This is a genomic window from Photobacterium chitinilyticum (assembly GCF_004104355.1).
Lineage (GTDB): Bacteria > Pseudomonadota > Gammaproteobacteria > Enterobacterales > Vibrionaceae > Photobacterium > Photobacterium chitinilyticum.
Map to the genome: position 1 here is coordinate 250295 of NZ_RJLM01000002.1, position 23228 is coordinate 273522.

Consider the following 23228-nt stretch of genomic DNA (forward strand, 5'->3'; position numbering starts at 1 on the left):
CCAATCGAAAAGATAGTTATTTTTTAAGTATAGTGTGACAATAAATTACTGAATTTCCTGACTCAGCTGTGGATAGATAGGCCGTAATTGTTCTTACTAATCCAGTATTTTCTAATCAGGGCTACATTCTTTTGCACAACAAACCGCTAAAATGCCCTCACATTAAATAAGCCGTTATAGTTTCTATGCCCCCTCGTCATGCGTTGACCAAAGAGATTTGGCAAGCCTTTGTATCGCAGCCTTCTGTTGAGGCCAGCCTTCCCGATATGGATCCTCACTTACAGCAGGTCTGGGCGCGATGTCGTCGACAACAACGCCATGATCATTGGCCGGTTCCCCACCGGGCCAAAGGCGTGACATTCGACTCAATATTAAAAAGCAAAGCGTCTTTTCTGAATGTTGCCGTACCAGCTATTGAGGACATCTACGAATACCTGGAAAACGACAGCTGCGCCTTTCTCGTTTGCGATGAAACCGGCTGTAGCTTATATGGCTGCGCTACCCCCGAAATGGAGGATAAGCTGCATGCTCTGGGCATCGCTGAAGGGGTGTACTGGCGGGAAGGTGTTATCGGCAACAACGCGATTTCCAGCGCCATGCATTTGGCCAAAGCAACCCAAACAACAGGCTATGAACATTTTAAACAGGCGCTGCACGATCTTGCTGTCTATGCCGCTCCAGTCTTTGATGGTAACGGCTCGGCACAAGGCTGTATTGCCTTGGTACTGCCCGTCGAAAAAGCGAGCGTATCCGCCCTTGGATTGATCCATTCTGCCGCCCGGGATATTGCCAGCCAAATGCGGGCCGAAAGTATGCTGACGGAATCGAATCAGCACTTATCCGAGGTACATGTGCTGCTGGAAGGCGTTGAGGAAGGTGTACTGGCCTGGTATCCCAGCGGGAAAATCCATTACCTGAATCAGAAGGGATGCGAACTGCTCGGCCTGACCACCAGCGAATCAGGCCGAGAGATCAATACCATATTGGCATTACCCCAGTGCGTCCAACAAGCCATCAGACATGGCAAAGGACTGGATATGGTCGAAACAACGATAGAGTGCAAAGGAAAACTGATTTCCCTGGTGATATCACTCAAAATAGTCAGGAACGATCACAACGAAACCCATTGCTATATCGCCCTTCTCTATCCGCTTAAGCATATTCGTGATTTGGTCCACCAGCATGCCGGTAACCGGGCCAGACTGACGTTCGATGACATTGTCGGGGTCTCTGATGCGATGCACCGGACAATCCGCCAGGCTCGCCATGCGGCAAAAGGACGTGGGCCCGTCCTACTCCATGGCGAAGACGGGCTGGGGAAAAGTCACCTTGCCCAGGCGATTCACAATGCCAGCGAAAGGCGGGGGCAGCCATTTATCGCCATGAACTGCCAGGCGATTCCCAAAGAGCTGATGGCAACTGAGTTTTTGGGATCGGTACAGGACGGCGACAAAACCTCGCCATCCAAGTTCGAACTGGCCCACGGCGGCACCCTGTTTCTCGATCAGGTAGAATGCCTGTCCTCCGAGGTACAGGCTGCACTGCTTCACTTATTAAAAACAGGTCTGCTCAACCGGATGAACGGTAATATCATTGCTGTCGATGTTCGGATCATTGCATCCTCCACAATCGACTTGATTCAGTCTGTCGAAGAGAAACACTTTCGCGGGCAGCTACTGCTGGAACTGCAGACATTTGATATTCATATTCCGCCGTTACGGGATCGCCTCGAGGATGTACCGGCCCTGGCCGAGCGAAAGCGGCGTCACCTGGAGGCAGAAAAAAAGCTATCCCTTTCTATCAGCCAGGAAGCAATGTCATACCTTGAACGCTATCGCTGGCCCGGCAATCACCGTGAACTTCGCAACGTTATCGAACGCGCGGCGAACTTTGCCCATGGCAATATCATCCTGGCCAGAGATCTTCCCGATAGTATTCTTCACACAGCAGAACATGAAACAACCGGCAACCAGCCGCAATATTCGAACAATCTGGCCGATGCCGAGAAAAGTACCATCATTCGTTCTGCCATCCATTGCCACGGTATTATCAGCAAGATGTGTGACGATCTACAGATAAGCAGAACGACATTGTGGCGCAAACTGAAACACTACGGCATCAAAATGGGCGATTACAAGTAACCGCCCGATATACCCAATTACAGCAATGACATCACTTGTTTCAACGTTGCAGCATTAAGTACCTTGCCAGCCGTTTGTTCAGCCAGCTTGCTCTCTGTTGCCCTTACTGCCTGCTTGACTGCCGCGATACGGTTCGAGCTCATGCTGAGCTCATCAATTCCCATACCGATCAATGCCGCGGTTAGCTTGGGATCACCAGCCATCTCACCGCAGATCCCGATAGTTATCCCGGCCTCATGGGCTGCCTGCGCAGCCTGTTCGATCATTCTTAGCACTGCAGGCTGGGCAGCGGAAACCAAGTAGGAAACACGATCGTTGCCTCTGTCCGCCGCCATCACATACTGAGTAAGATCATTGGTACCGACACTAAAGAAGCTAACCTCTTTCGCCAACTGTCTCGCATTGGCGACCGCAGCAGGCACCTCTATCATGATGCCAATTTCTGGCATCGCTGCCGGGATCCCACTATCTTGCAGGGCTTCATAACAGCCATTGAGCAGATACTTGGCCTGGTTCAGCTCCTCCATGGTCGACACCATCGGAAACATTATTTGCAAATTAGGGCTCTTGGCTCGGGCGCGAAGCAGGGCATTGAGCTGCACTTTGAACACCTCAACATTTTGCAGACACAGACGCAGACCGCGACAGCCCAGGAACGGGTTATCCTCCCCCCCTTGTTGCAGGTAGGCCAAAGGCTTATCACCACCAATATCCAAGGTACGAATGATCACCGGCTTGTCACCAAAAGCCGCGGCTATCTGGGCATAACTTTCGTACTGGCTCTGCTCTGAAGGTGCCTGCTCGCTATCCATAAACAAGAATTCACTGCGAACCAATCCAACCCCTTCAGCGCCATGGCACAGCGCCTGTTGTGCGTCCTCCAGACTGGCAAGGTTGGCATAGACATTCAATGCCTTGCCGTCTTGGGTTCGGGCATCTTCCATCGCCTGCGCTCTGGCCAGCTTGCTTTGACGGTCTAGGCTGTCTTGCTCTCGGCGAGCTTTTTCTAGCCGTTGGGCTGTTGGTGCCAACCAAACCTCGCCGCTACTGCCACGGATAACGGCAAGCTGTCCTTCCTGGCACTTCGCTGTTACCCCATTAAGACCGACAACGGCCGGAATACCCAGCGAGCGAGCCAAAATAGCAGAATGCGACGTACTCCCCCCCTGTTCGAGGATAATCCCCTTCACCATTGCTGGATCAAGCTGGGCGGTATCTGACGGTGACAGATCGGTGGCAACCAAAATAACCGGCTCGGTAAGCGTAATCTGTTGTTCTGCCTCGCCGATAAGCAATCCCATCACTCGACGGCCGACGTCATAGACATCATTGGCTCGCGCCTGCATATAATCACTGGGGGAGTCTTTATAGGCCTGCGCCGTCTTCTCGATAAGCTGAGACCACGCAATTTCTACATTGACCGCTTCTTTGAGTCGCTGTTTGATGGTCTCGACCAGCTCGGGATCAGTCAGTATCTGGCTATGAGCCGTAAAAATCTCACTGTCAGATTGCGAGCCAGTCATTGCTGTCTGCTCTGCCAGCTCGGCAAGGGTCTTCTGGGCTGCACCGCTGGCATCGGAAAATAATGCCCATTCCCGTCCGTACCCGAGGTAATCACGATCTCGGGCTTTGGGCATGGTGGCGCGGTAATGCCAAATGGGCGCTATCGCGATCCCTTCAGATGCCGCGATTGCACTCAGGCGGCCATCTTGATGCCGAGTAATTTGTTGCCTAACAGCTTGATGATGTTGCTGATGAGAAACCGGCACGGCAGGCGCATCAATCGACTCATTGAAATGATTTTCGGCAAGCGAAGCAAATGCCTGTAGCGCCTGCGAAGCCTCATTACCGCTGGCTATGCATGTAAGGTTATCGCCTTGCCCTGCCCCCAGTAGCGCAATACTGTTTATGCTCCTCGCACTGACTCTTGTTCCGTGACACTCAAGCCAAATCTGGGTATCGAAGGGACTGACAGTACCCACAATAGCCGAGGCGGGCCTGGCATGAATGCCATGGGGATTTTGTACCTGCCATTCAAATGTGATTTCATCTTCGGCGGCGGGCAGTTCAGGTGAAGTATTATCCTGCACGCTCCCCGTACCGGGAAGTTTTTTACCCTGATCAAGCAAAGTATATTTTGCTACCAAGGCAGTGTGGGCTTCATTGATCACCTCTTCCAGGGGCATACCCGCCGCTGCAGCAACACAGGCTGACATGGCACCTTCAATCAGCGGGGCCGCGCAGACATGTACATTTGCAGCCTGTTCGCTATCAATGAGCTCCAGCGCCGTATCGGTGCTTAGGATCGCACTGCCCATATCAACAAGTACCAATACACCCTGTGGTGAATAGACATCTTCAATCGCCGTCATTACCGCAATCGCATCGGTACCGATTGGGTTTTCAGGATCGTCCACCCCTGCCGCAACGGCAATTTTGACCTTTCCCTGGGTCATCTGGGAAGCCAGAGCATGGACGCCTTTGGCCAAGTCCGGGCTATGGGAAACAATTACAATACTGACCATAATCTAACCTTAAATGAGGTGGCACGATGCCACCTCGAACAGCAAAGAAAGTGAGGTTATTGCGCAGAAGCGCTGCGGAGTGCAGAGAAGAGCAAATAGGTGGAAGTGGCACCTGGATCCTGATGCCCGATAGAACGTTCACCCAGATAGCTCGCACGCCCTTTTCTCGCCTGTAGCGGAATTGTCCCCTTCATCGCCTTTTCTGCATCGGTAACTGCACCGTCCAAGGCATCGTACAGCGTGATATCCTGATTGGTATTCAGGCTGGCAAGGATACCGTTCCAGGTATCAACCATGGTCTTGTCGCCTACTTCGGCTTTACCCCGCTGGACAATACCGTCAACACCGTCCTGAAGCATCTTGGTCAGCTCGGCCAGATTGAGCTCTTCCTTGGCCATTACGCTAGCCGCACTTCGAATAAAGAAAGTGCCGTATAGTGGGCCGCTGGCCCCACCAATACTCGATAGCAAGGTCATTCCCGTGGTTTTCAATATTGTGCCGATATCCTTGTCCGCCACGCTTGGCAGTTTCTCTTTGACTTTCTTGAAGCCACGGTTCATGTTGAGGCCATGATCCGCATCACCAATCTCTCGATCCAAGTCAGTCAGAAAATCTTGCTCGTTCTTGAAGATCTCGGCCGACAGCTCAAGCCACTGGACGATTTGTTGTTTGGTTATTGTCATCCTGTTCTCCTTTACGCTTAGCAGCCCCAGCGCATCGCAGGTGTATTTACCGGTGTGTCGTACAGCGACAGCATTTCATCATCGACTTTCAGCAGTGTGATGGAAACACCCTGCATATCCAGCGACGTGCAATAGCTCCCAATCAGATTGCGCTCGATAGAGATATCCAACGGTTCGAGGATCTCCGCTACCTTGCGATAGACCATATACAGCTCAGACTGCGGGGTAGCACCAAGGTTGTTGACCAGCACAATCACTCTGTCGCCGGCCTGAAGAGATTCGGTGACCCAGGTTTCGTCCTGCCATTCACCGCTATCATTATCCCAGCGACGAACGGTGCGCTCATAGGGTTGGTTATCCAGGATCTCACTCATCATATCGGTTGTGATGGAATCTCCGTCAGTAAATGCCCGGCGCTCGATACCCGGCTCACCGTGGATCCCGACACCAAACTCAATTTCTTGATCATTAAGCTCAAAACTTGGCTTACCTGCCGCCGGTACGGTGCAGGCTGCGAGCGCGACACCCAGTGAACGGCCACGATTGGCAATTCGTTTTGCCAGCTCGCTGATTTTATCCAGATCATAGCCTTCCTCGGCGGCGGCCCCGAGAATTTTTTCGGCCAATACCGTCGTTGCTACACCGCGACGACCAGCGGTATACAGGCTATCTTTAACGGCAACATCATCATCAACCAAGGTTGACTGTACCTTGATCCCCTCGGCATGCAGCAGCTCGACCGCGGTTTCAAAATTCAGTACATCACCGGTATAGTTCTTGACCAGAAACAAAACACCTTCGCCAGAATCCACTTTCTGGCCGCATTCATACATCTGATCAGGGGTTGGCGAGGTGAACATTTCCCCCGGACAGGCTCCATCCAACATACCCTTGCCGACAAAACCGCCGTGCATCGGTTCGTGGCCACTACCTCCGCCAGAAATAAGCGCAACCTTGGCCGCCTTGCGATCGCCTCGGACGATATACATAGGATCCAAATTCACCTCGAGTTCAGGATGAGCTTTGGCAACCCCCTGAAGTTGCTCCTTAACCACATTATCGACTTGATTAATCATCTTTTTCATCGTTCTATCCTTATTATTCTGCGCGGGGTAGCGGTGATACAAAACTGAACAATTGTCTGATGGTATGCCAGCAATAAAATATATGTTACTCGGGTTGATTTGTTTCATTATGGAACGCCATTCATTCCAACGCCGTTTCAGAATGAAACTCAGAACGTGTTCAAGTTATTGATCCTTGAACTTCATCATGGTTTTTCATGGGTTACAGAGATGCAACAGCACACACAAGCCACAATTACAGACGAGCCCGCAGAAAACTTATTTGCTGATTTGGAAGGTTGCTCACAAAAGAGCATCAGTAATGCCCCGGGGGGCTATCGGAGAGGCAAAAAAAAGCGAGCCAGTGACGGGCTCGCAAAAACTCATATATTGCTTTTCGAAAGGGTGGTTAGATGAAAAAGCACCGACATCCATGCCGGGGCCCTATCTCTATCTTCGAAAGGGACAAAGGTTATATCAGGGACCAGTTTATCCGGTCAGCCAGATGGAATGTCAGTAAATTGTCAAAACATTCATTTAGTTAAATGCACTTCCCACCGAGAGATAAAATGAGCTCTCACCGGCTTCTGCCTGACCGTAGCCAAAGTACAACGGACCTACCGGCGAATCGACACCGACGAATATGCTCGCAGCACCAATGCTGCTATCCCAGCTAACATCACTACTCTCATCCCACACCCCGCCGCGTTCGATTGAGCCACCAATATAGACTGGGGCAGAAAAAGCGCCGAAATGATTATCCAGTAGACGGTAGCGGTAATTCAACGCACCAAATAGCCGATAACGGCCGTTCAGCTCATAGCGATGAAAACCGGAAAGATTAAACAATCCCCCCAAATCCTGAACATAGATCGGGATTAACTCATCAGACTCAGAGCCGCCGGCCTTGAACATAGCGATCAAAGTATGGCGTTGAAAATTGAGCGGCTTCATCAATTGGGCATCATAGAAGATATTCTCCCCGTTGATTGATGAGTCATTATTGAGCGTACTGCGGCTGATCCCAAGTCCCACTTCGGCTTCGAGCAACAAACCTTCCGTCGGGAAATAGAGATTATCCAGATCATCATAGGCAAACGACAGGTAAGGACCATGGGCGGTATAGTCCTGCTGATCATTGCCATCAATTTCTTTGGCTGTTCCGCTGATCCCGTTATAGCCAAGAGCAACGGCACTCCACGGCCTAATATTCCAGCCAATTTCAGCAAAAGTTGTAAATTGCTGATACTCAGCATCGATAATAGTCAGATCCTCGCGGCCAATCTGCTCTCTTTGTTCCTGCGTGAGGTTAAACTCGCGATTCTCGCGGTTCCAGCCAAGGCCCAAAGCGGTGAAATACTGCTTTTTGTAGTCCAGCGGGAAATACAATTCGGTATTGACCTGCTTCCAGCTTCCGAGCAGCCATTCAAACTTCCACTCGCCCCCCTTGTCTGTCAGGTCGGTATAGATGTACTGGGCACCAAACGAGAAATCCGACCGGTTGGCAAAATCATCTTCAAAGGCAAATTTAAAATTGAGGTAACCGGGTCCCCAGGACTTCTCATTCACTTTGATGGCCAACACATTTTCATCACCCTGCTGTTTTATTGTATAAGTGATCCGGGCAAAGATATCTTGGGCGTTGAGCTGGTTGACCGCTTGTTCCAGCTCCTCATTCGGTATCACTCTGCCAACCTCTAAATCCAACAGGGCAATCAGCGCCTGATCCGACCGCAGGGTATTGTTCTCAAGCTCGATCCTATCGATATAATAGGCCGTACTGGCTATCACCTGGCTTCGTCGATCATACTTCCGCTTCATGTAAGACTGGTAGTCTTGCGGCGAAAGCTGAAAGCGAAGCAGCTCAGGCAGCGCTGCAAGGGCAACCTTTCTTCCGGCAACATAGGCCAGTTCCATCTTGTCAAAGTCAGGAGCGAGCATAAATGAAACCTCGGGCGCGAGATACACATCACCCGGCTTCATCAGCATCTTCTGCTGATCCGCACTACTGTTGGTCATGAAGGTGGTTAATTGGGCAATAATATTAAGCGCACTGTCGAGATCATTTTCTTCAAACAGCGCATCACGCAAGTCAACGGCAATAATTGCATCGGCCCCCAGCTGGTGGGCGGCATCAACCGGCATATTATTGACCACTCCGCCATCAACCAATAAGTGCTGCTGCCAGGTAACAGGCTTAAGAGCACCCGGCACCGTCATCGACGCCTGCATCGCAGCAGCAAGGTGGCCGCTGTCAATCATGATCGGTTTCACTTTGGCAATATCGGTAGCAACCGCACGGTAGGGAATAGCCAGATCATCGAAACTAGTCAGCTCCGGTAAGTTCTCAGTCAGGGATCGCAGCAAAACAGCCATGCCCTGCCCCTGAAAAGCGCCGGGCTTTGCCTGGAATTCACCATCAAGATCGAGCCCGATATCGGCATAAATCTGGTAATCGTCGCTTTGCTTTTTGCGTCTGAGGATCAGATCATTGCGGCTGGCACGATCTTCATAGCCGCTTTGCCAGTCTGCTGCCAGGGTACGGTTTTTGATTTCCTCGGCAGACAGTCCCATTGCATACATCCCACCAACATATGCCCCCATGCTTGTGCCGGTAACGACATCTACGGGTATGCGGTTTTCTTCCAGAACAGCAAGCACCCCGATATGGGCAGCGCCTTTGGCACCGCCGCCACTTAGCACCAAGCCAATTTTCTCTCTTTCGCCGGTTACAGCCGCTTGCGCCTGCGGGGCGAGTGAGCAGAATAACGTCAGCAAAATAAGTCCAATGCTGCTGCAGATCCTTTCTGTCGACGACATGATGAGTCCTTCAAAGCTCGCTAAACAAATAGTTACCGCTTAAAGCTACCCTTCTCCTTCATTAATCGCAACGTGCAATAATCTGCTTTTGGCTGGTTATATCAAGGCATAGCTATTGCGCCACACGCGATCAAAAAAGCCGGGAAAGAAGCTGTCTTTCCCGGCTTTGCTCATCATTTGGAGGCGCTCAGTTAACGCCCGAACTGGTTATATTATTTACAGTGTAAATAATATAACTGAACGAGAAACAGTCAATTATATTCCACGTGCCATATCATCCAGAGCCTTCATGACCTGTTCATTCATATGTCCTTCCTGCACCAGCTTACAAACCTTACGCCGTACGGCAAGTCCGGAAATCAGTTTTTCAATGGAAAGATGGTTTGATTCCTGCTCATTGTTGTATAACTCGATAGTTTTGCTTAACGTCTCGTAAGTCATCGCTTCCTTACCGACCCGAAGCCAATCAAGCTTCTCTAGCAGCCCATGGCACTCTTCTGTGATAGAAGTCGCCGAATGACCCGTCATTGCAGATAAAGCCGTTATACTGCGTTGCAGGGCCTCTGGCGAGGTATATTTGGACAGAGTAATTGTCAACTCATCCGCATTTATCTCAACCAGATGCTTTCTAAGCTTCACCCGGCGTCCTAATCGGCCTTTTGTCCGTCCCTCTTTCCGCTGAATGGGTTCAAACTCACCGTCAACGATCTCGGAAAGCTGATCAAGCTCCTGCCGGGGCATAATTTCATTACGCAACGGATTCGGCATCGTCGGTGCCATCGAGCGCTTACCTTCGTTGGTCGTTTTTGCCCGCGAATACCGGATCACCTCATCGGCATCACACTTAATATCAATGCGGTAGTCACTATAACGCTTGTCTTGATCCTCCGGTGTGATCGTCAGGTGATAGCCCCATAGATTAACCGCGAAAACATCCTCGGTGATCTTGTCTTCGGCCAATTTGCGCAGTTCACGGATCAAGTCAGACGAAAAGCGCCGCCATTCGATGTTTCGAGCCAGTTTCTGATTGAGCTCACTCAGCAGCATAGAGTCATTGATCCGACGGGACATACGGCTTCGGAAGAACGTATATAACTGGAATACCAAGGTATGCTGGCGAAGGATCTCAGGCGGAAAGAGGAAGAAATAATCCCGCGTTAGCAATTCGTCAAAAAACGACGGTTCCCACACCAGAATATACAGATTTGGCTTGATCCTGATCTCACCGTCGTCACCTTCCTGCGGTGCCTCTTCAGAAGCGGTGATCGTCCTGGCAAGGAAGCGGAAACGATCACTCTTAAAACCTTCAGGCATATTATCGCTTAACCAGCGGCCGGTAAGCTCGTGGAGCTGAAAATCAGTAAATTCAATACGATCAATGCTTTCACGGATAGAATCCCGTGCAGGTCCGCTGTCTTTCTTCCCGCGCAAAGCCAAAATATCAGTGATATAAATTGGGGTTTTGTTGCCCATATTACGCGTCTGGATCTCGTAATCCGACAAATGATGATCATGATATTGAACAGTGAGGGTGAACAGGGCAAATAATGTCATCAGATCATCAACCGTCATGATCGATTTTGAAGATCGTGTCTCAATAATCGCCTTGGTGCCACTGATCGCGACCATCGATTTCTGATAACTTTTTTTAGTTCTTGGGGGAGCCAATGCCTGATCAATGATCCCGGCCCAGCTTGTTGGTGATACCACAATCTGATCAGCTTCGTCTGGCATCATCGGAGGGGTACCGAGGCCATATTCGTTTAAGAGTCGTCGATTTACATGGTTTTGCGCCAGTGCCTTGGAGCGTTTTTGTTTTTCTTTGGCCTTACTTTGCTCCGAGTTCAAACTACCGGTTCCAAGCTGAGAGATCAGCATGGCTGGATTGATAAAATGGTGGAGCATGGTTTTGCCAGCCAAGCCTTCTTCGAAACGAACAGGCTGTTGGCTGAATAAGCCTATATTTACCGCTGCACGCAGGCGTTGCTGAATAGCCGCTCGGGTAAGCTGGCCTTCTGTTGCTTCTACAAGCTCAGTTGTTGACACCATACCATCCTGGCTGGATAGACCACGTAACGAAATTAAATTCAGCAGTTCGATAATACTTTTTGTCACACCTTTGAAATGCTGATACTGCGGAAGCCAGTCAACAAGTGCCTGTGGTATTGCGAACATGTGGCCGTCTTTGTGTGATCGTGGCGCAGGGATCAAAATCTTTTCGCCGGTTTTATTTTCGTTGTTACCAGGGGCTTTCATTTGTCATTAGCCGTAGAAGCATCATCTTTCCGGAAAGATTAATAGAAAAAGATCAAGAAATAAAGCTCTTTTTATTTAATTAGTTAAATACTGATCTTTATGTTTAATGTGATCTTATTGATATAGTGATCTTATGATCCGGGCGAAAAATTATGCGTAAACTCATGATTGTAATGCTATTTTTTTTAGGTGCCTATGGAACAATGATCAACGGTAATCCGGAACGCTGATCATAACCGGGCAGAAACGATGATCAAATGGCACCTGAAAGCATGATCATCAAAATGTCGCAACGATGATCAGCATTGCCCAGAAACAATGATCATGTAATTAATACAGGTTATCCACAAGGTTATTCAGTAATGATCTTCGATTAAGCCACATATATCTATTTTGCGTCCTGTTCAGCTTCGGAAAAATGATCATAGCAGCGTCAGTTCAACTTCGGATCCTGTCTTTATCATTGCGATTGCGGATATATTAATCAAAATTGAAATAGCATTAACCGTAATAAGTCTGCTGGTTATCATGTGTCCGAGTCCGGATAAATGATCAAGTATCTGACTGTGCATTTCAACTTATGCTGCAATACTGGATATCTTGCTGTTGTCCGGGTTATTTACAGGAACCTATCGGTCATTATACCAGTTGCAACCTACAACCACCGTAAGTTAGTAAGAGAAGAGCATGCTTCCGGTATGTGGTCCGTTATCGAAAGAGCCCGGATCGTTCTCTTGATCATTTTTCCGGGTTTGTGGATATGATCGATGCGCTGTATCTCTGTTTGTTTACACGGTATTTCGCCTTGATCATTGTTTCAGATCGCGAGGTTTTCTGCGGAAGAATGATCAAGTGATAATGGTTGAATCTTGTCCATGCGACTGACGTGCTGCTGTTGAGCTTGATTTTCAGGCTGATTTTACGCAATTCACCATTATTATAATGAAAGCCTACCCTTTTTCGCTCGGTTGTCTTGTATTTCAAATTGAAATCACACTGACCGTAAATTGTACTGTTATTTATACGCTTCCGAGCGAGTCTAGCTCCATATTGAAATTTACATTGTAAAATGGTGACGCTGTAACACTTTTGTCCAAATGTATTTCTAGACGTATTGTCGGTGAATATTTACGTTTGAATTGATACCAATATGATGTTTTTTGCTTCTTATGCTTGTTTTCATTTGAGAAGAATATCACACCGGCTTGTTCAGCTTTTTATTGTATCAGCTCGATGTTGCTGTACAATGTGGTCAAAAATAAATAATGGTGAACTATACAATGAATAGGGAACAGACGATTCAAAATTTGCTCAATATTGCCGAGCAAACCAAGCAGGTACAAGCTGACCGGATCGAGATCGTATTGGAAGAGCGCCGTGAAGAGCTTTTCCCGCCTATGTCCAAAGCACTAATGGAAACACGTTCAGGCCTTACCCGCCGCAAGCTAGATGATGCTATTTCTCGTGTTGAAGCAACAGGACACCAGTTCACCAAGAATAATGCTAACCATTATTCAATCACGTTGGACGAAGCGCATCAGCTGATGGATGCGGCAAAAAAGCCAGCGTTCCATGAGCGTGAAGGTGCCGGGCGTAAGCCTTGGATTGTTAATGTGCAAAACCAAAAAGGGGGCACTGGCAAATCGATGACCGCGGTACATCTTGCGGCCTGTCTGGCGCTTGATCTTGATAAACGCTACCGTATTTGTCTTATCGACCTTGATCCGCAGGGCTCTCTTCGTTTGTTTCTCAATCCGCAGATCAGTGTCGGAGAGCAGGAAACTATCTATTCCGCCGTTGATGTGATGCTGGGAAATGTACCCGAAGGGCAGGTAATGGATAAGGATTTCTTGATGGATAATGTGGTAATGCCGACCCAATATCCAAACTTGAAGACGATAGCTGCCTTTCCTGAAGATGCGATGTTTAATGCCGATGCTTGGCAGGATCTGGCTGTGAACCAGGATTTGGATATTGTCCGTTTGCTTAAGGAGCGGATGATTGATCCGATAGCCAGTGAATTTGACATCATTATGATTGATACCGGGCCGCATATTGACCCGTTGGTATGGAACGCTATGTATGCGTCGAATGCACTGATCATTCCTTGTGCGGCAAAGCGTCTTGACTGGGCATCAACTGTCAACTTTTTTCAGCACCTCCCGACGGTGTATGAGATGTTTCCCGAAAAATGGCACGGGCTTGAATTCATTCGTTTGATGCCGACGATGTTTGAGGATGATAACAAGAAACAGGTATCGGTTTTGACCGAAATGAACTACCTATTGCGTGAGCAAGTGATGATGGCGACAGTTCCCCGCAGCCGTGCATTTGAAACCTGTGCAGATACCTACAGTACGGTATTTGATTTGACGGCGGCTGAATTTGAAGGTGGAAAGAAAACCTTGTCGACCGCCCAAGATGCAATCCAGCGTGTCGGCCTCGAGTTAGAGCGAGTCATGCACAGCCACTGGGCGAATTTGAATCAGGAGTAACATAGCAGATGGCAATTAAAACCAAAGATCTGAATGCTCGTCTGTTTGGAAAAGCAGATAAACGCCGGGCGACGACTGTAACCGAGGCACAGAAGGCTGCCCGTGACAAAGCTTCTGTCATTGAGCTGGCTGTTGCCGGTGAAGATATGGTTGCATTTGAGTTGGTCAAGATTAATGCGGCCGATGTTGAGAAAACAACACAGGTATTTGCAGAAAATGCTCGAGAGCAGGCTTTCTTGAATGAGCATGCTCTGGCCGATATTTTGACTACCCTGAAAGATCGAGGGCAACAGTATCCGGCAGTCGGGCGTTGGCTTGATGATGGGAGTATCGAAGTCCTTGACGGTAGCCGCCGTCGAATGTCGTGTATTCTGGCTCAGAAAGATTTCCTAATTTATGTTGCTAAAGGGATCAATGGCGAACATGCCAAGTTCCTGTCGGATGTGGCAAATGCACACAAGCCGCTGTCTCTATATGAGCGAGGCAAAGAAATGCAGCTGCTGCTGACATCGGGCAAGGTTGCAGATCAAAAAGAGCTGGCAAAATACTGCCAATGCAGTGAAGCCTTGGTAAGCGGCGCGCTGAAAGCGGCAAGTCTGCCGATGGAGCTGCTGATGGCCTATCCAAGTGTCGGAGAGCTAGGACGTCCGACGATTGTTAAGCTGCACCGCTTGTTTTTCGGCTTGAACGACGAACAGCGATCTCAGTTGGTAGGCAAGCTTACTGACGGCGAAGATGCAATGTGGAAGACAATCGACGCGCAGGGGATCACCCGTATCACTCGCGAAGTGACGATGCTGCTCGAAGAAATCAGCGAAGAGCTTCAGCCAAAGATTGAAATTGAAAAGCCTAAATCTCAGGATTTGATCAAGGGAAAAGCCAGCTTTACTCGTGACGGTGATAAGCTGCAGCTTAAGCTGAAGAAACTTACCGAGAGACAGGCTGATGATATTCTTGCTTACCTGTCGGACTATTTGAAATAGACACGAATTAGACTTGCAATTGATTTTAAAAGCCACGCATAGCGTGGCTTTTTTACACGTTTACTTAGAGGAGTTTTATTACTCCTTTCAGCCTCCTTGTTGGATTCGGTATTAATCTCGCCGCTATCAACACCGTCATGCTATGATCCGTGCGTTAGTTATTGTTGAGTACCCCAATGTTCGATCTTATCTGTTTTAGCACTGCACTTATCGATAGTGCTCAGCTGGCAAACATACGCTACCTCATTGTTGCTGAAGGCGATGAGCTGTGGGGACGCGAGACCGCCCGTTGTTTCATTGACCGCTATAATCATCCTTTGTGGGCTGGCGATTCTGCACCGGAGCACATTGACTCGGTAACATTTAAAAAGGCAAAACAGCTTCTCGGACAGGAATGTGGCTGCTTGATCTACAATGCCCATCATGCTTTTGATGCCGAAGCGTTAGGGGCATTATCGGGCACGGTAACCGGAGGTGGTGTGTTGCTTTTGCTTGTCCCGCCAGACTGGTTTCAACGAACTGAAGCTCAGCGGCCATTTATCCGTAGAATGACGCGTTTATTATCTCTGTATGACACCATACATCTTCGCCAGGATCATCCTTTGCCTGACCTGCCTGCCACTACCACCACACCGGATCGATATGAAGACCCGGAGTTTGGCTGCCTGACGCCGGAGCAGTATGAAGCTGTTGTATCTATTCGCCGAGTTGTGACCGGTCATCGCAAGCGGCCGTTAGTGCTAACGGCAGATCGTGGACGGGGTAAATCATCTGCCCTTGGTATCGCGGCGGCTAGTCTGATGACTGAGCGGACGATACGGATAGGAGTGACTGCGCCCGCCTTTGCCAATGTTGTGACCTTATTTTCTCATGCAGCCCGACGGCTTGGTGTTGACTATGACCGTCAGGGATCGTTGATTTTTGGTGATAGTGAACTGCGGTTTCTTGCGCCAGATGCGCTACTGGCGGAAAAAATTCCGCTCGATTTTTTGATTGTTGACGAGGCTGCGGCGATCCCTGCTCCTATGCTGAACCAGTTGTTACGGCAATATAACCGGATCGCTTTCGCCAGTACGGTCCATGGCTACGAAGGAACCGGGCGAGGATTTGCGATAAAGTTTCGCCAGCAGCTCGATGCCGTGTCTCCACAATGGCGTCAGCTCAGGATCAGTCAGCCAATCCGCTGGGCGGAAAACGATCCGCTTGAGCGATGGGTATTTAGAGCCCTGCTGCTTGATGCTGAATACGCATCGCTGGCATCGGCACACTGCGACGTGATTAAATACCGGTGTGTCCCTACCGAGAGTTTGCTCGGGGACGAACAACTTTTATCCCAGCTGTTTGGTTTGCTGGTGAATGCGCATTATCAGACCTCACCGGCCGATATTGTTCAGCTGCTTGATGATGAGTCGGTTCGTCTTGTCGTTGCAGAGTCCGGTATAAATATTGTGGCTTGTTGCCTGCTTAGCCTTGAAGGTGAATTTTCACCTGATCTGGCACGACAAGTAATGCTGGGACAGCGTCGGCCCAAGGGACATTTGTTGGCGCAGTCAGTTGCTGCCCATATTGGTTTCGAGCTGGGAGCAATTCAGCGCTGTGCTCGGGTGATGCGAATTGCCGTTCACCCTGACAAACAACAACAAGGTATTGGATTATCGTTATTGCAGTATTGTCGCGACTGGGCCAACTCTCAAAATCTCGATTATCTTGGCACCAGCTTTGGCTTGGTATCTGAGCTATATGATTTTTGGCTTAAGGCCGGATATACCCCTGTTCGGCTTGGTATTAGTAAGGATGCTTCTAGTGGAGCCCACTCGTTATTAACTGTGTTGCCTCTGTCACCTTCCGCTACCTCTTGGTCTACTCAGGCGGTTCAGTTGTTTGCTTCGAATTTTCAGGCCCAGCGAGTTGAACAGTTCAGTGATTTGGATACGCCTTTGTTCAGTCAACTTTATCGGTTAGCTCTTCAAGTAGGCTCGCGGAACACGACAACAAGCGATAGCCTTGTTGAGCATCAGGTCGGTATTTATGCTAACGGCGGGCTAGGGTATGATCTGGCTGTCGGATGTTTGGAAAAGTGGTTATCTGATTACCTGGCTAGCCAACAGGGTGAGTTGGATTCTAGTGACTATCTGGCCATTGCCAAGTTACTCCAGCGCCAAGAGTGGTCGAAGGTTGTGGCTGACTATGGCTTCGCTAGTCGAAAAATGGCAGAAAAAGCACTTCGTGATTATGTCAGTCAGCACACACCTCATCATCATTTCATGTCTGACAGTAAAGATAATAGGCGCTCGATATAAATGTTATTTCTAGCTTAAGGAGCTGAGTTTATGCAATTTTCGATTGATACCCACACCCATACGATTTCAAGTGGTCATGCATATAGTACGTTGCTAGAAAATGCCCAGGCGGCAGCGAGCAAAGAATTGGCTTTATTCTGTGTAACCGATCATGCACCGTCGATGCCGGGAGCTCCGCACTTTTGGCATTTTGCCAATCAGCGTGTATTGCCTCGATTTCTCCATGGGGTGGGCATCCTGCGTGGTATCGAAGCGAATATTCTAAACCAACAGGGAGAGATTGATATTGCTCCCCGAATTTCATCCCAGCTAGACTGGGTTATCGGCAGTCTTCATGAGCCAATCTTTTCGCCAGCAACAAGGCAGTTGCATACAGAAGCGCTATTAAATGTTATTCGCTCCGGCCGCATCCATGCTCTGGGGCATCTTGGCAACCCTAATTTCGATTTTGATTTCGAAGCAGTTGTTTCTGCTGCGGCTGAACACGATGTGTTGGTTGAGATTAATAACTCTTCTTTGTGTGGCTCTCGAGAAGGTAGTCAACCTCGATGCGAGCAGATAGCAGCTTTTGCCAAAGAGGTGGGAGCAAGAATAACGACCGGTTCGGATGCCCATTTTGCGCATGATGTCGGTAATTTCAGTCATGTAAGCCAGCTGCTTAAAAAGGTTGGGTTTCCGCTCGAACAAGTGGTCACGCATCATCCTCGTTGTTTTCTCGATTTTCTTCAGGATCGTGGACAACAGCCGATCGAAGCTTTTGCTGATTTATAGCGTTAGTTTCAATGGTTATTTACACTGTAAATTATACTATTCTTTAAGATGGAAAATGGTTTACAGTGTAAATCAAACATAGCATTATTTTTAAGCTAACTTCTTCATACCTATCTAATCGTATTTGTTTGGCATTAGGCAACCTCAAGATTGCTGCGTATTGAATTTCTTCAAAATAACCATAGACTTATCAATAAGAAAAATAATAAAGCGTATTTCATTCCATATATAGCGTGGAAAAAATTTGGTATTGCTCCCAAAAAATGGTCTAGAGTTAAATAACTAAGGGAGGAATTATTTGTTGTAAAATTCGGCCCATAAAGTGGATTGGAATGATAGTTTATGGGGGTGCCATGAGTTTAGTTAAAGTTCAAAACAAAGCCCTTGAAAAGATGATGGCTTCAGCGCATCACTGTGTCCAGCCGGATATCGCCTTCTCACCAGGCCAAGATGGACTAGCAGCACGGCTTCACAAAAATTCAATTCATAGTGATAACAGTCGGTTCGATATTGGCTCCCGTGTCACGGTTTCTCGGTTGAGCAAACGTTGTTTGTTTTTGCATTCAGCTGCATCACTTGAACTGAAAGCCTCATACGAGCTGACCCTGCAAGGTTTTTATGAGCTAACAGGTTATCTCACACCGGTTACAAATGATGATGATAGCATTCACCAGTATATGTTCCATTCAAACACATGGCTGACAGACGAGCAGCTGATGCGACTGGTCATTGATTATGATTAGAAAAAATTGAAAAAAAAGCCCCGAAAGCCGGGGCGAATTTGGACTAAATAATTGCTGCTCAATCGGGGGGAACAGCAGCAATGGATAATAAAAGTCCTAGAGTTCCTATTTATATAGCTAATTCCGTGCCATATCTCATCATCTTTAAAATACCTCATAACCTATTGATTTATTTGTTATCATAATTTTGTATGTACATTTATCCACTTACCAATGGGTGCTTTTCCACCCCTGGGCGATATTTGCTGTGTCAGTACCCACCCATTCCTCTGCAAGCCATTACCTTATTTGATGCGGTTTTATTGATCATTGATAACAACTTTTCCGTTCTTTAAGCATAATTACTTACACTTATCGGTTAAGTTGCTAACGGATCTGTGACTTGGCGTGTACATGATTTGGATGTGGTTAGGTTAAGATGAACAGTGACATCGTAATTATGATGCAACCGGTTATTAGTGTAAGGAGTGCTCTATGACGCAACAGCTTCTTCAGCTGTCTCAAGATGGTCAGACGATATCTTTGATCGCCAAGCCTTTCAAGGAAAGTCCAGATCATGTGATATCCCGAAGTGATATAGCTGGCGAGCTAGTAGAAATAGATGCAATAAACTTTTACCTTTTTGAAAATGCAATTGATTCTGCGCTGGGCATTATTAACTCCAGACAAAAAGACAGTGATGTTGAAGTAAAAGTTCAGCAGTTTGTGATTGCCGAACGACGCGACTCTAGTCTGTTGATAAAGACTGAGCCGGATCTGATGAAAACCTCGATAACCGTTATCGGGGCCTATGGCGGAGCTCCTGTCACCGGAAACGCATTGATTGATGCGCTTAAAGAGAATCATATCGTCAAGGGGATCCGCAAGACCCAGCTTCAGGAATTACTCGGTAGGTCGAAGCTATTGGCGCCAGGTGAGAAGCTTACCATGCCAGTGGCCTTTGGCCGTTTTCCCGTACACGGCACGGATACGACCTTTGAGCCTCTTGTTGATGATTCAAGCCAGCGTATTCTGCGACCGCAATCGACTGATGACGGTAAGGTCGATATGCTTGATCTTGGTGATTTAATTACTGTAAAAGCCGGTCAGGCAATTATGAAGCTGGTTCCTGCTACGACGGGCTGTAATGGTTTCAATGTTCTCGGCAAGGAGATTGCTGCAATCCCTGGAAATGAGCTGGTATTTGACTGCGGTGATGGGACGGCTATTAGCGAAGATGACGTGAATATCTTAGTGGCGACTAAGTCTGGTGTGCCACTACGGAAACCCTGTGGCATGCAGGTCGATGACGCCCTCACGTTGAAAGGCGTCAACGTTACAACTGGTCACATCGATTTTGATGGCAGTATATTGATCACTGGTGATGTGACGCCGGGAATGAAGGTCAGTGCGACAGGAAACATTATTGTTAGTGGTTTTGTCGAGCTTGGTGAACTGAAGGCCGGCGGTGATATTGCCGTCGCGAAGGGCATTATTGGACGCCAGCAAGAAGGAAAGCATCTAGCTTGCTATTTGCAAGCTGCCGGCAAGGTAACCAGCAAGTTTGCGCAGTTCGTCGAAATTGATGCCGGCCAAGATGTTAGTTTTTCTATTCATGCCCTCCATTGCCTTATTCGCACCAAGGGTGAGCTGAGTGTTATTGACCAGATCAAGCGTCACGGGACGCTAAGTGGTGGATATGTAGAGGCTGGCTCTCGCGTTAAAGCGCTCAACATTGGTGCCCTCGCAGGCGTCCCGACAGAGATCATTGCATTTACTCAACACTCTGCCTTGCGTGAACAGTTAAACACAGCTTATCAGGCGGTTGAACGTGAAAAGACGCAGATGCATAAAATCAAAGAGGCGCAGCTAAAGTTATTGAAAATTCCTTCCACAAAACGTCCACCTGAGCTGGTCGAAAAAGTTAAAGCTTCTATTCAGCTACATAGACAAAGAATGTCCGAGCTAAATTCGGCTTTCCAGAACTTAAAGCAGGATTACGAGGAGCAACTGGCACAAGCCTCTATCGTAGCTGTTGGACGACTGTTTTCTGGCGTGAGCTGTCAGATTGAAAAGGAAAAACTAAATATTTTGCAAGAACATGGGCCGTCAGTGGTTGTCTATAAAGACCGAGCCCTCCAGCGACTCTCCTATAATGCCTGAGTTTACACTGTAAATTTAGGCTTCTTTATTTCAGATTCTTATAGTCGGACAGATCTGTTTTCTTACCTACATCGCTAATATTTACAGTGTAAATCACTTGTCCTTCCTCCATCCTCCCCTGAGGCCTTCCTACTTGATCATTATTATTATCAATCTGCTGAGTTAGTACCGAATGACCAACGGGAAAGCGATTAGTCTTTAGTTGTTCAGTCTGTTGCTCTGCGTTGAAACGTTCGATTATAAAACCTTGAAATCCACTTACAAAAAGTTCAGACAATCGCTCTAGCTGAGTTTCCGTCTCCACGCGAGTCGCAATTGTCATGATATTGAGGCTGTGAGCTGTTCTTGATATTGATGACAAGAGGCGTGACTTGCTCTTGTCATTGAGCTGGTGTGTATAGACGAAGTCAATTTTCACATAGTCAGGGCGAAACTCCGTCAGGTAGTCCAATGATTTGAAGTGGCGGCCATAATTATCGACACCAAACCTGAATTTGTAAAAGCGAATAGCAGAGCAGAGCAAATTGGTCGCGTCTGGGTGACGAACAAAACTGGCTTCGGGCAACTCGAAAAACAAGCGTGAAGATAATGATTGGTTGTGCTCCAAAATTTTGCTTAGCCAACGTATGAAGGCTGGCTCACAAATACTACTGTGTGTGATGTTAATAGCTAAGGGGCCGAGTTGATGATCAGCATTTAAGCGGTTAATAAGCTGTGCGACAACATGGCGGTCGAATAAACTACCGATCCCCAGATCTTCAATCGCTCCTAAAAACTGGCTCGCGGTATAGACATCATTATTGGTTTTTATTGCGCTGAACACCTCATGGTGATATATGCCATTTCTATTGTTGGCGACGGGTTGAAAGTGATAGATGAACAGGTCGTTGTCAATAGCCTCTACCAGCAATGATTTCCACTGCTGTTTACCAAAGGCTATTTGTGCCGAGGCCTCTTTGATTAACGTGATCGGCTGCTGTGGAGTCAGTGCCGCCTTGCTAAGTGCGTTATCAAGCTGCGAGAGTAGCGTGCTCGATGTCGAGGGTTGATGATTGAGCAGTAGGCCGACATGTGCCGAGTGTGGAATTGTTACAGCACTCTCGGATTGTAAATCATCGATAACGGATAGCATTGTTTCGCCGACTATTTTCAGTTTATCTGCGCTAATGTCCGGAGCGAGCAAGGCAAATTCGTCATAAGATAGGCGCGCGAGCGTGATATCGTTGTAAATGATCCCCTCATTCAGGCCCGTCGCAATTTCTTTTACTAGCTGGTCACCTCGGTTGAATCCGTGGTTCTGATAGCAATCTTCTATCAATGACGTCTTCAGCAGAGCGAGGCCACCCTTGGGGGATTTGGCGAGCCAGGAATTGAGTTGGCTGATAAAGAAACTTCGGTTTCCCATGCCCGATACGGAATCGCGATAGACTTGCTCGCGCAGTTTGGCGGCCTCGCGGGCTTGGGTTTTGAAGTTGATTTCTAATTGGGAGGATAAATGGTTAATTGTTTTGACTATGATCCTTAAGTCATTGCTAGATGGCTGTGGTATCGGGGAACCAAACTGGTTCGTTGCCAGATTTTGTGCGCGGTGAACGATGGTATCTAAGGGCTTGAGACCGCGTCTGAGAGCAACAATGATTACTGTCACACTAACTATCAATGAAAGCAGGGTCGTTAATATTAAGTGGTCAATAGCCTGCCACAGTTGTCGGTTTGCGGATATCGAGTCAGCAGTGATGGAAAGTGTTGCCAGCTGTTCCCAGCCATAGCTTATTGTGTGTGACTTCGTGAGTGGCTCAAAAAGACCCAGATTGACAAACCAATTCGGTATCTCATCATTGTTCACGGGTCGTTGCTTTTCGATGACGCCTTTATTCTGCGAGAGGATAAGGCGAAAACGAAGCCAGTCTTGACCGGAAAATACCTGTTCAATAACACTTGTCAGTTGTTGGGTATTTTGGCTAATAAGTGAAGGCTTAACTGCCGCTTCTGCGCTTAATATATCATGATGTAAACGCACATACGCCTGTAATGCTATCTGGTCTCTTAGTGAGCTGAAATGACTGGCTGTAACAGTTAGGCTAAAGAGAATAAAAATAGCCAGAATCCAAGTGGTTAACTGTTTGTATAGGGTCATAGGATTTTCTCTAGCGATGACGATGTAATAAAAGGTCAGAGATATCGGCGAGTGATATTGTGGTTACAATTGCTTTGCTATCAGCTGGATCTGACAAAACTTGATGATTATTAAGCTAAATTTATCAAAAGTTCTGGCCTGTCTGCGTATTCATTTTTGCTGCGATAG

13 protein-coding genes are annotated in these 23228 nt (G+C 47.9%); 7 read left to right on the forward strand and 6 right to left on the reverse strand.

Annotated elements, in window-relative coordinates:
• Positions 1–185 precede the first annotated feature (185 nt).
• Entirely contained in the window at positions 186–2141 is a 1956-nt protein-coding gene (gene dhaR / locus EDI28_RS07305) for a dihydroxyacetone kinase operon transcriptional regulator DhaR (RefSeq protein WP_128783195.1), read from the forward strand.
• A gap of 17 nt (positions 2142–2158) precedes the next feature.
• Here the strand turns inward: dhaR and ptsP are convergent, their stop codons facing one another.
• From ptsP to EDI28_RS07330, 5 genes are all read right to left on the reverse strand, one after another.
• On the reverse strand, positions 2159–4666 hold the full coding sequence (gene ptsP, locus EDI28_RS07310; RefSeq protein WP_128783196.1) for a phosphoenolpyruvate--protein phosphotransferase: 2508 nt from the start codon (positions 4664–4666) through the stop codon (positions 2159–2161).
• A 56-nt stretch (positions 4667–4722) separates the two neighbouring features.
• Positions 4723–5349 carry a dihydroxyacetone kinase subunit DhaL gene (gene dhaL, locus EDI28_RS07315; RefSeq protein WP_128783197.1) on the reverse strand — a complete coding sequence of 209 codons (627 nt, stop codon included), beginning with the start codon at positions 5347–5349 and terminating at the stop codon, positions 4723–4725.
• A gap of 17 nt (positions 5350–5366) precedes the next feature.
• A complete protein-coding gene (gene dhaK, locus EDI28_RS07320) occupies positions 5367–6434 on the reverse strand; it encodes a dihydroxyacetone kinase subunit DhaK (protein ID WP_128783198.1) in 1068 nt (355 codons plus the stop codon).
• 516 nt (positions 6435–6950) lie between these two features.
• Positions 6951–9233 (reverse strand): patatin-like phospholipase family protein, encoded by a 2283-nt coding sequence (locus tag EDI28_RS07325; RefSeq protein WP_128783199.1) that lies wholly within the window; start codon positions 9231–9233, stop codon positions 6951–6953.
• A gap of 255 nt (positions 9234–9488) precedes the next feature.
• Complete coding sequence (locus tag EDI28_RS07330) at positions 9489–11489, reverse strand: replication initiator protein RctB domain-containing protein (protein ID WP_128783200.1); 2001 nt, start codon at positions 11487–11489, stop codon at positions 9489–9491.
• A gap of 1280 nt (positions 11490–12769) precedes the next feature.
• On the opposite strand from EDI28_RS07330, the gene EDI28_RS07335 reads away from it, so the two are divergent.
• From EDI28_RS07335 to EDI28_RS07360, 6 genes are all read left to right on the forward strand, one after another.
• On the forward strand, positions 12770–13984 hold the full coding sequence (locus EDI28_RS07335) for a ParA family protein (protein WP_128783201.1): 1215 nt from the start codon (positions 12770–12772) through the stop codon (positions 13982–13984).
• An 8-nt stretch (positions 13985–13992) separates the two neighbouring features.
• Complete coding sequence (locus EDI28_RS07340; protein ID WP_128783202.1) at positions 13993–14967, forward strand: ParB/RepB/Spo0J family partition protein; 975 nt, start codon at positions 13993–13995, stop codon at positions 14965–14967.
• Positions 14968–15143: 176 nt separating this feature from the next.
• Positions 15144–17267 (forward strand): tRNA(Met) cytidine acetyltransferase TmcA, encoded by a 2124-nt coding sequence (locus tag EDI28_RS07345; RefSeq protein WP_128783203.1) that lies wholly within the window; start codon positions 15144–15146, stop codon positions 17265–17267.
• 30 nt (positions 17268–17297) lie between these two features.
• The gene (locus tag EDI28_RS07350; protein WP_128783204.1) at positions 17298–18038 is read left to right on the forward strand and encodes a phosphatase; all 741 of its coding nucleotides are present in this window, start codon (positions 17298–17300) and stop codon (positions 18036–18038) included.
• A 353-nt stretch (positions 18039–18391) separates the two neighbouring features.
• On the forward strand, positions 18392–18781 hold the full coding sequence (locus tag EDI28_RS07355; protein ID WP_128783205.1) for a hypothetical protein: 390 nt from the start codon (positions 18392–18394) through the stop codon (positions 18779–18781).
• A 474-nt stretch (positions 18782–19255) separates the two neighbouring features.
• A complete protein-coding gene (locus tag EDI28_RS07360; protein WP_128783206.1) occupies positions 19256–20923 on the forward strand; it encodes a flagellar assembly protein A in 1668 nt (555 codons plus the stop codon).
• A 25-nt stretch (positions 20924–20948) separates the two neighbouring features.
• On the opposite strand, the gene EDI28_RS07365 is transcribed toward EDI28_RS07360, so the two are convergent.
• Positions 20949–23060, reverse strand: coding sequence for a bifunctional diguanylate cyclase/phosphodiesterase (locus tag EDI28_RS07365; protein WP_233353305.1), 2112 nt, complete (start codon positions 23058–23060; stop codon positions 20949–20951).
• Positions 23061–23228: the final 168 nt, after the last annotated feature.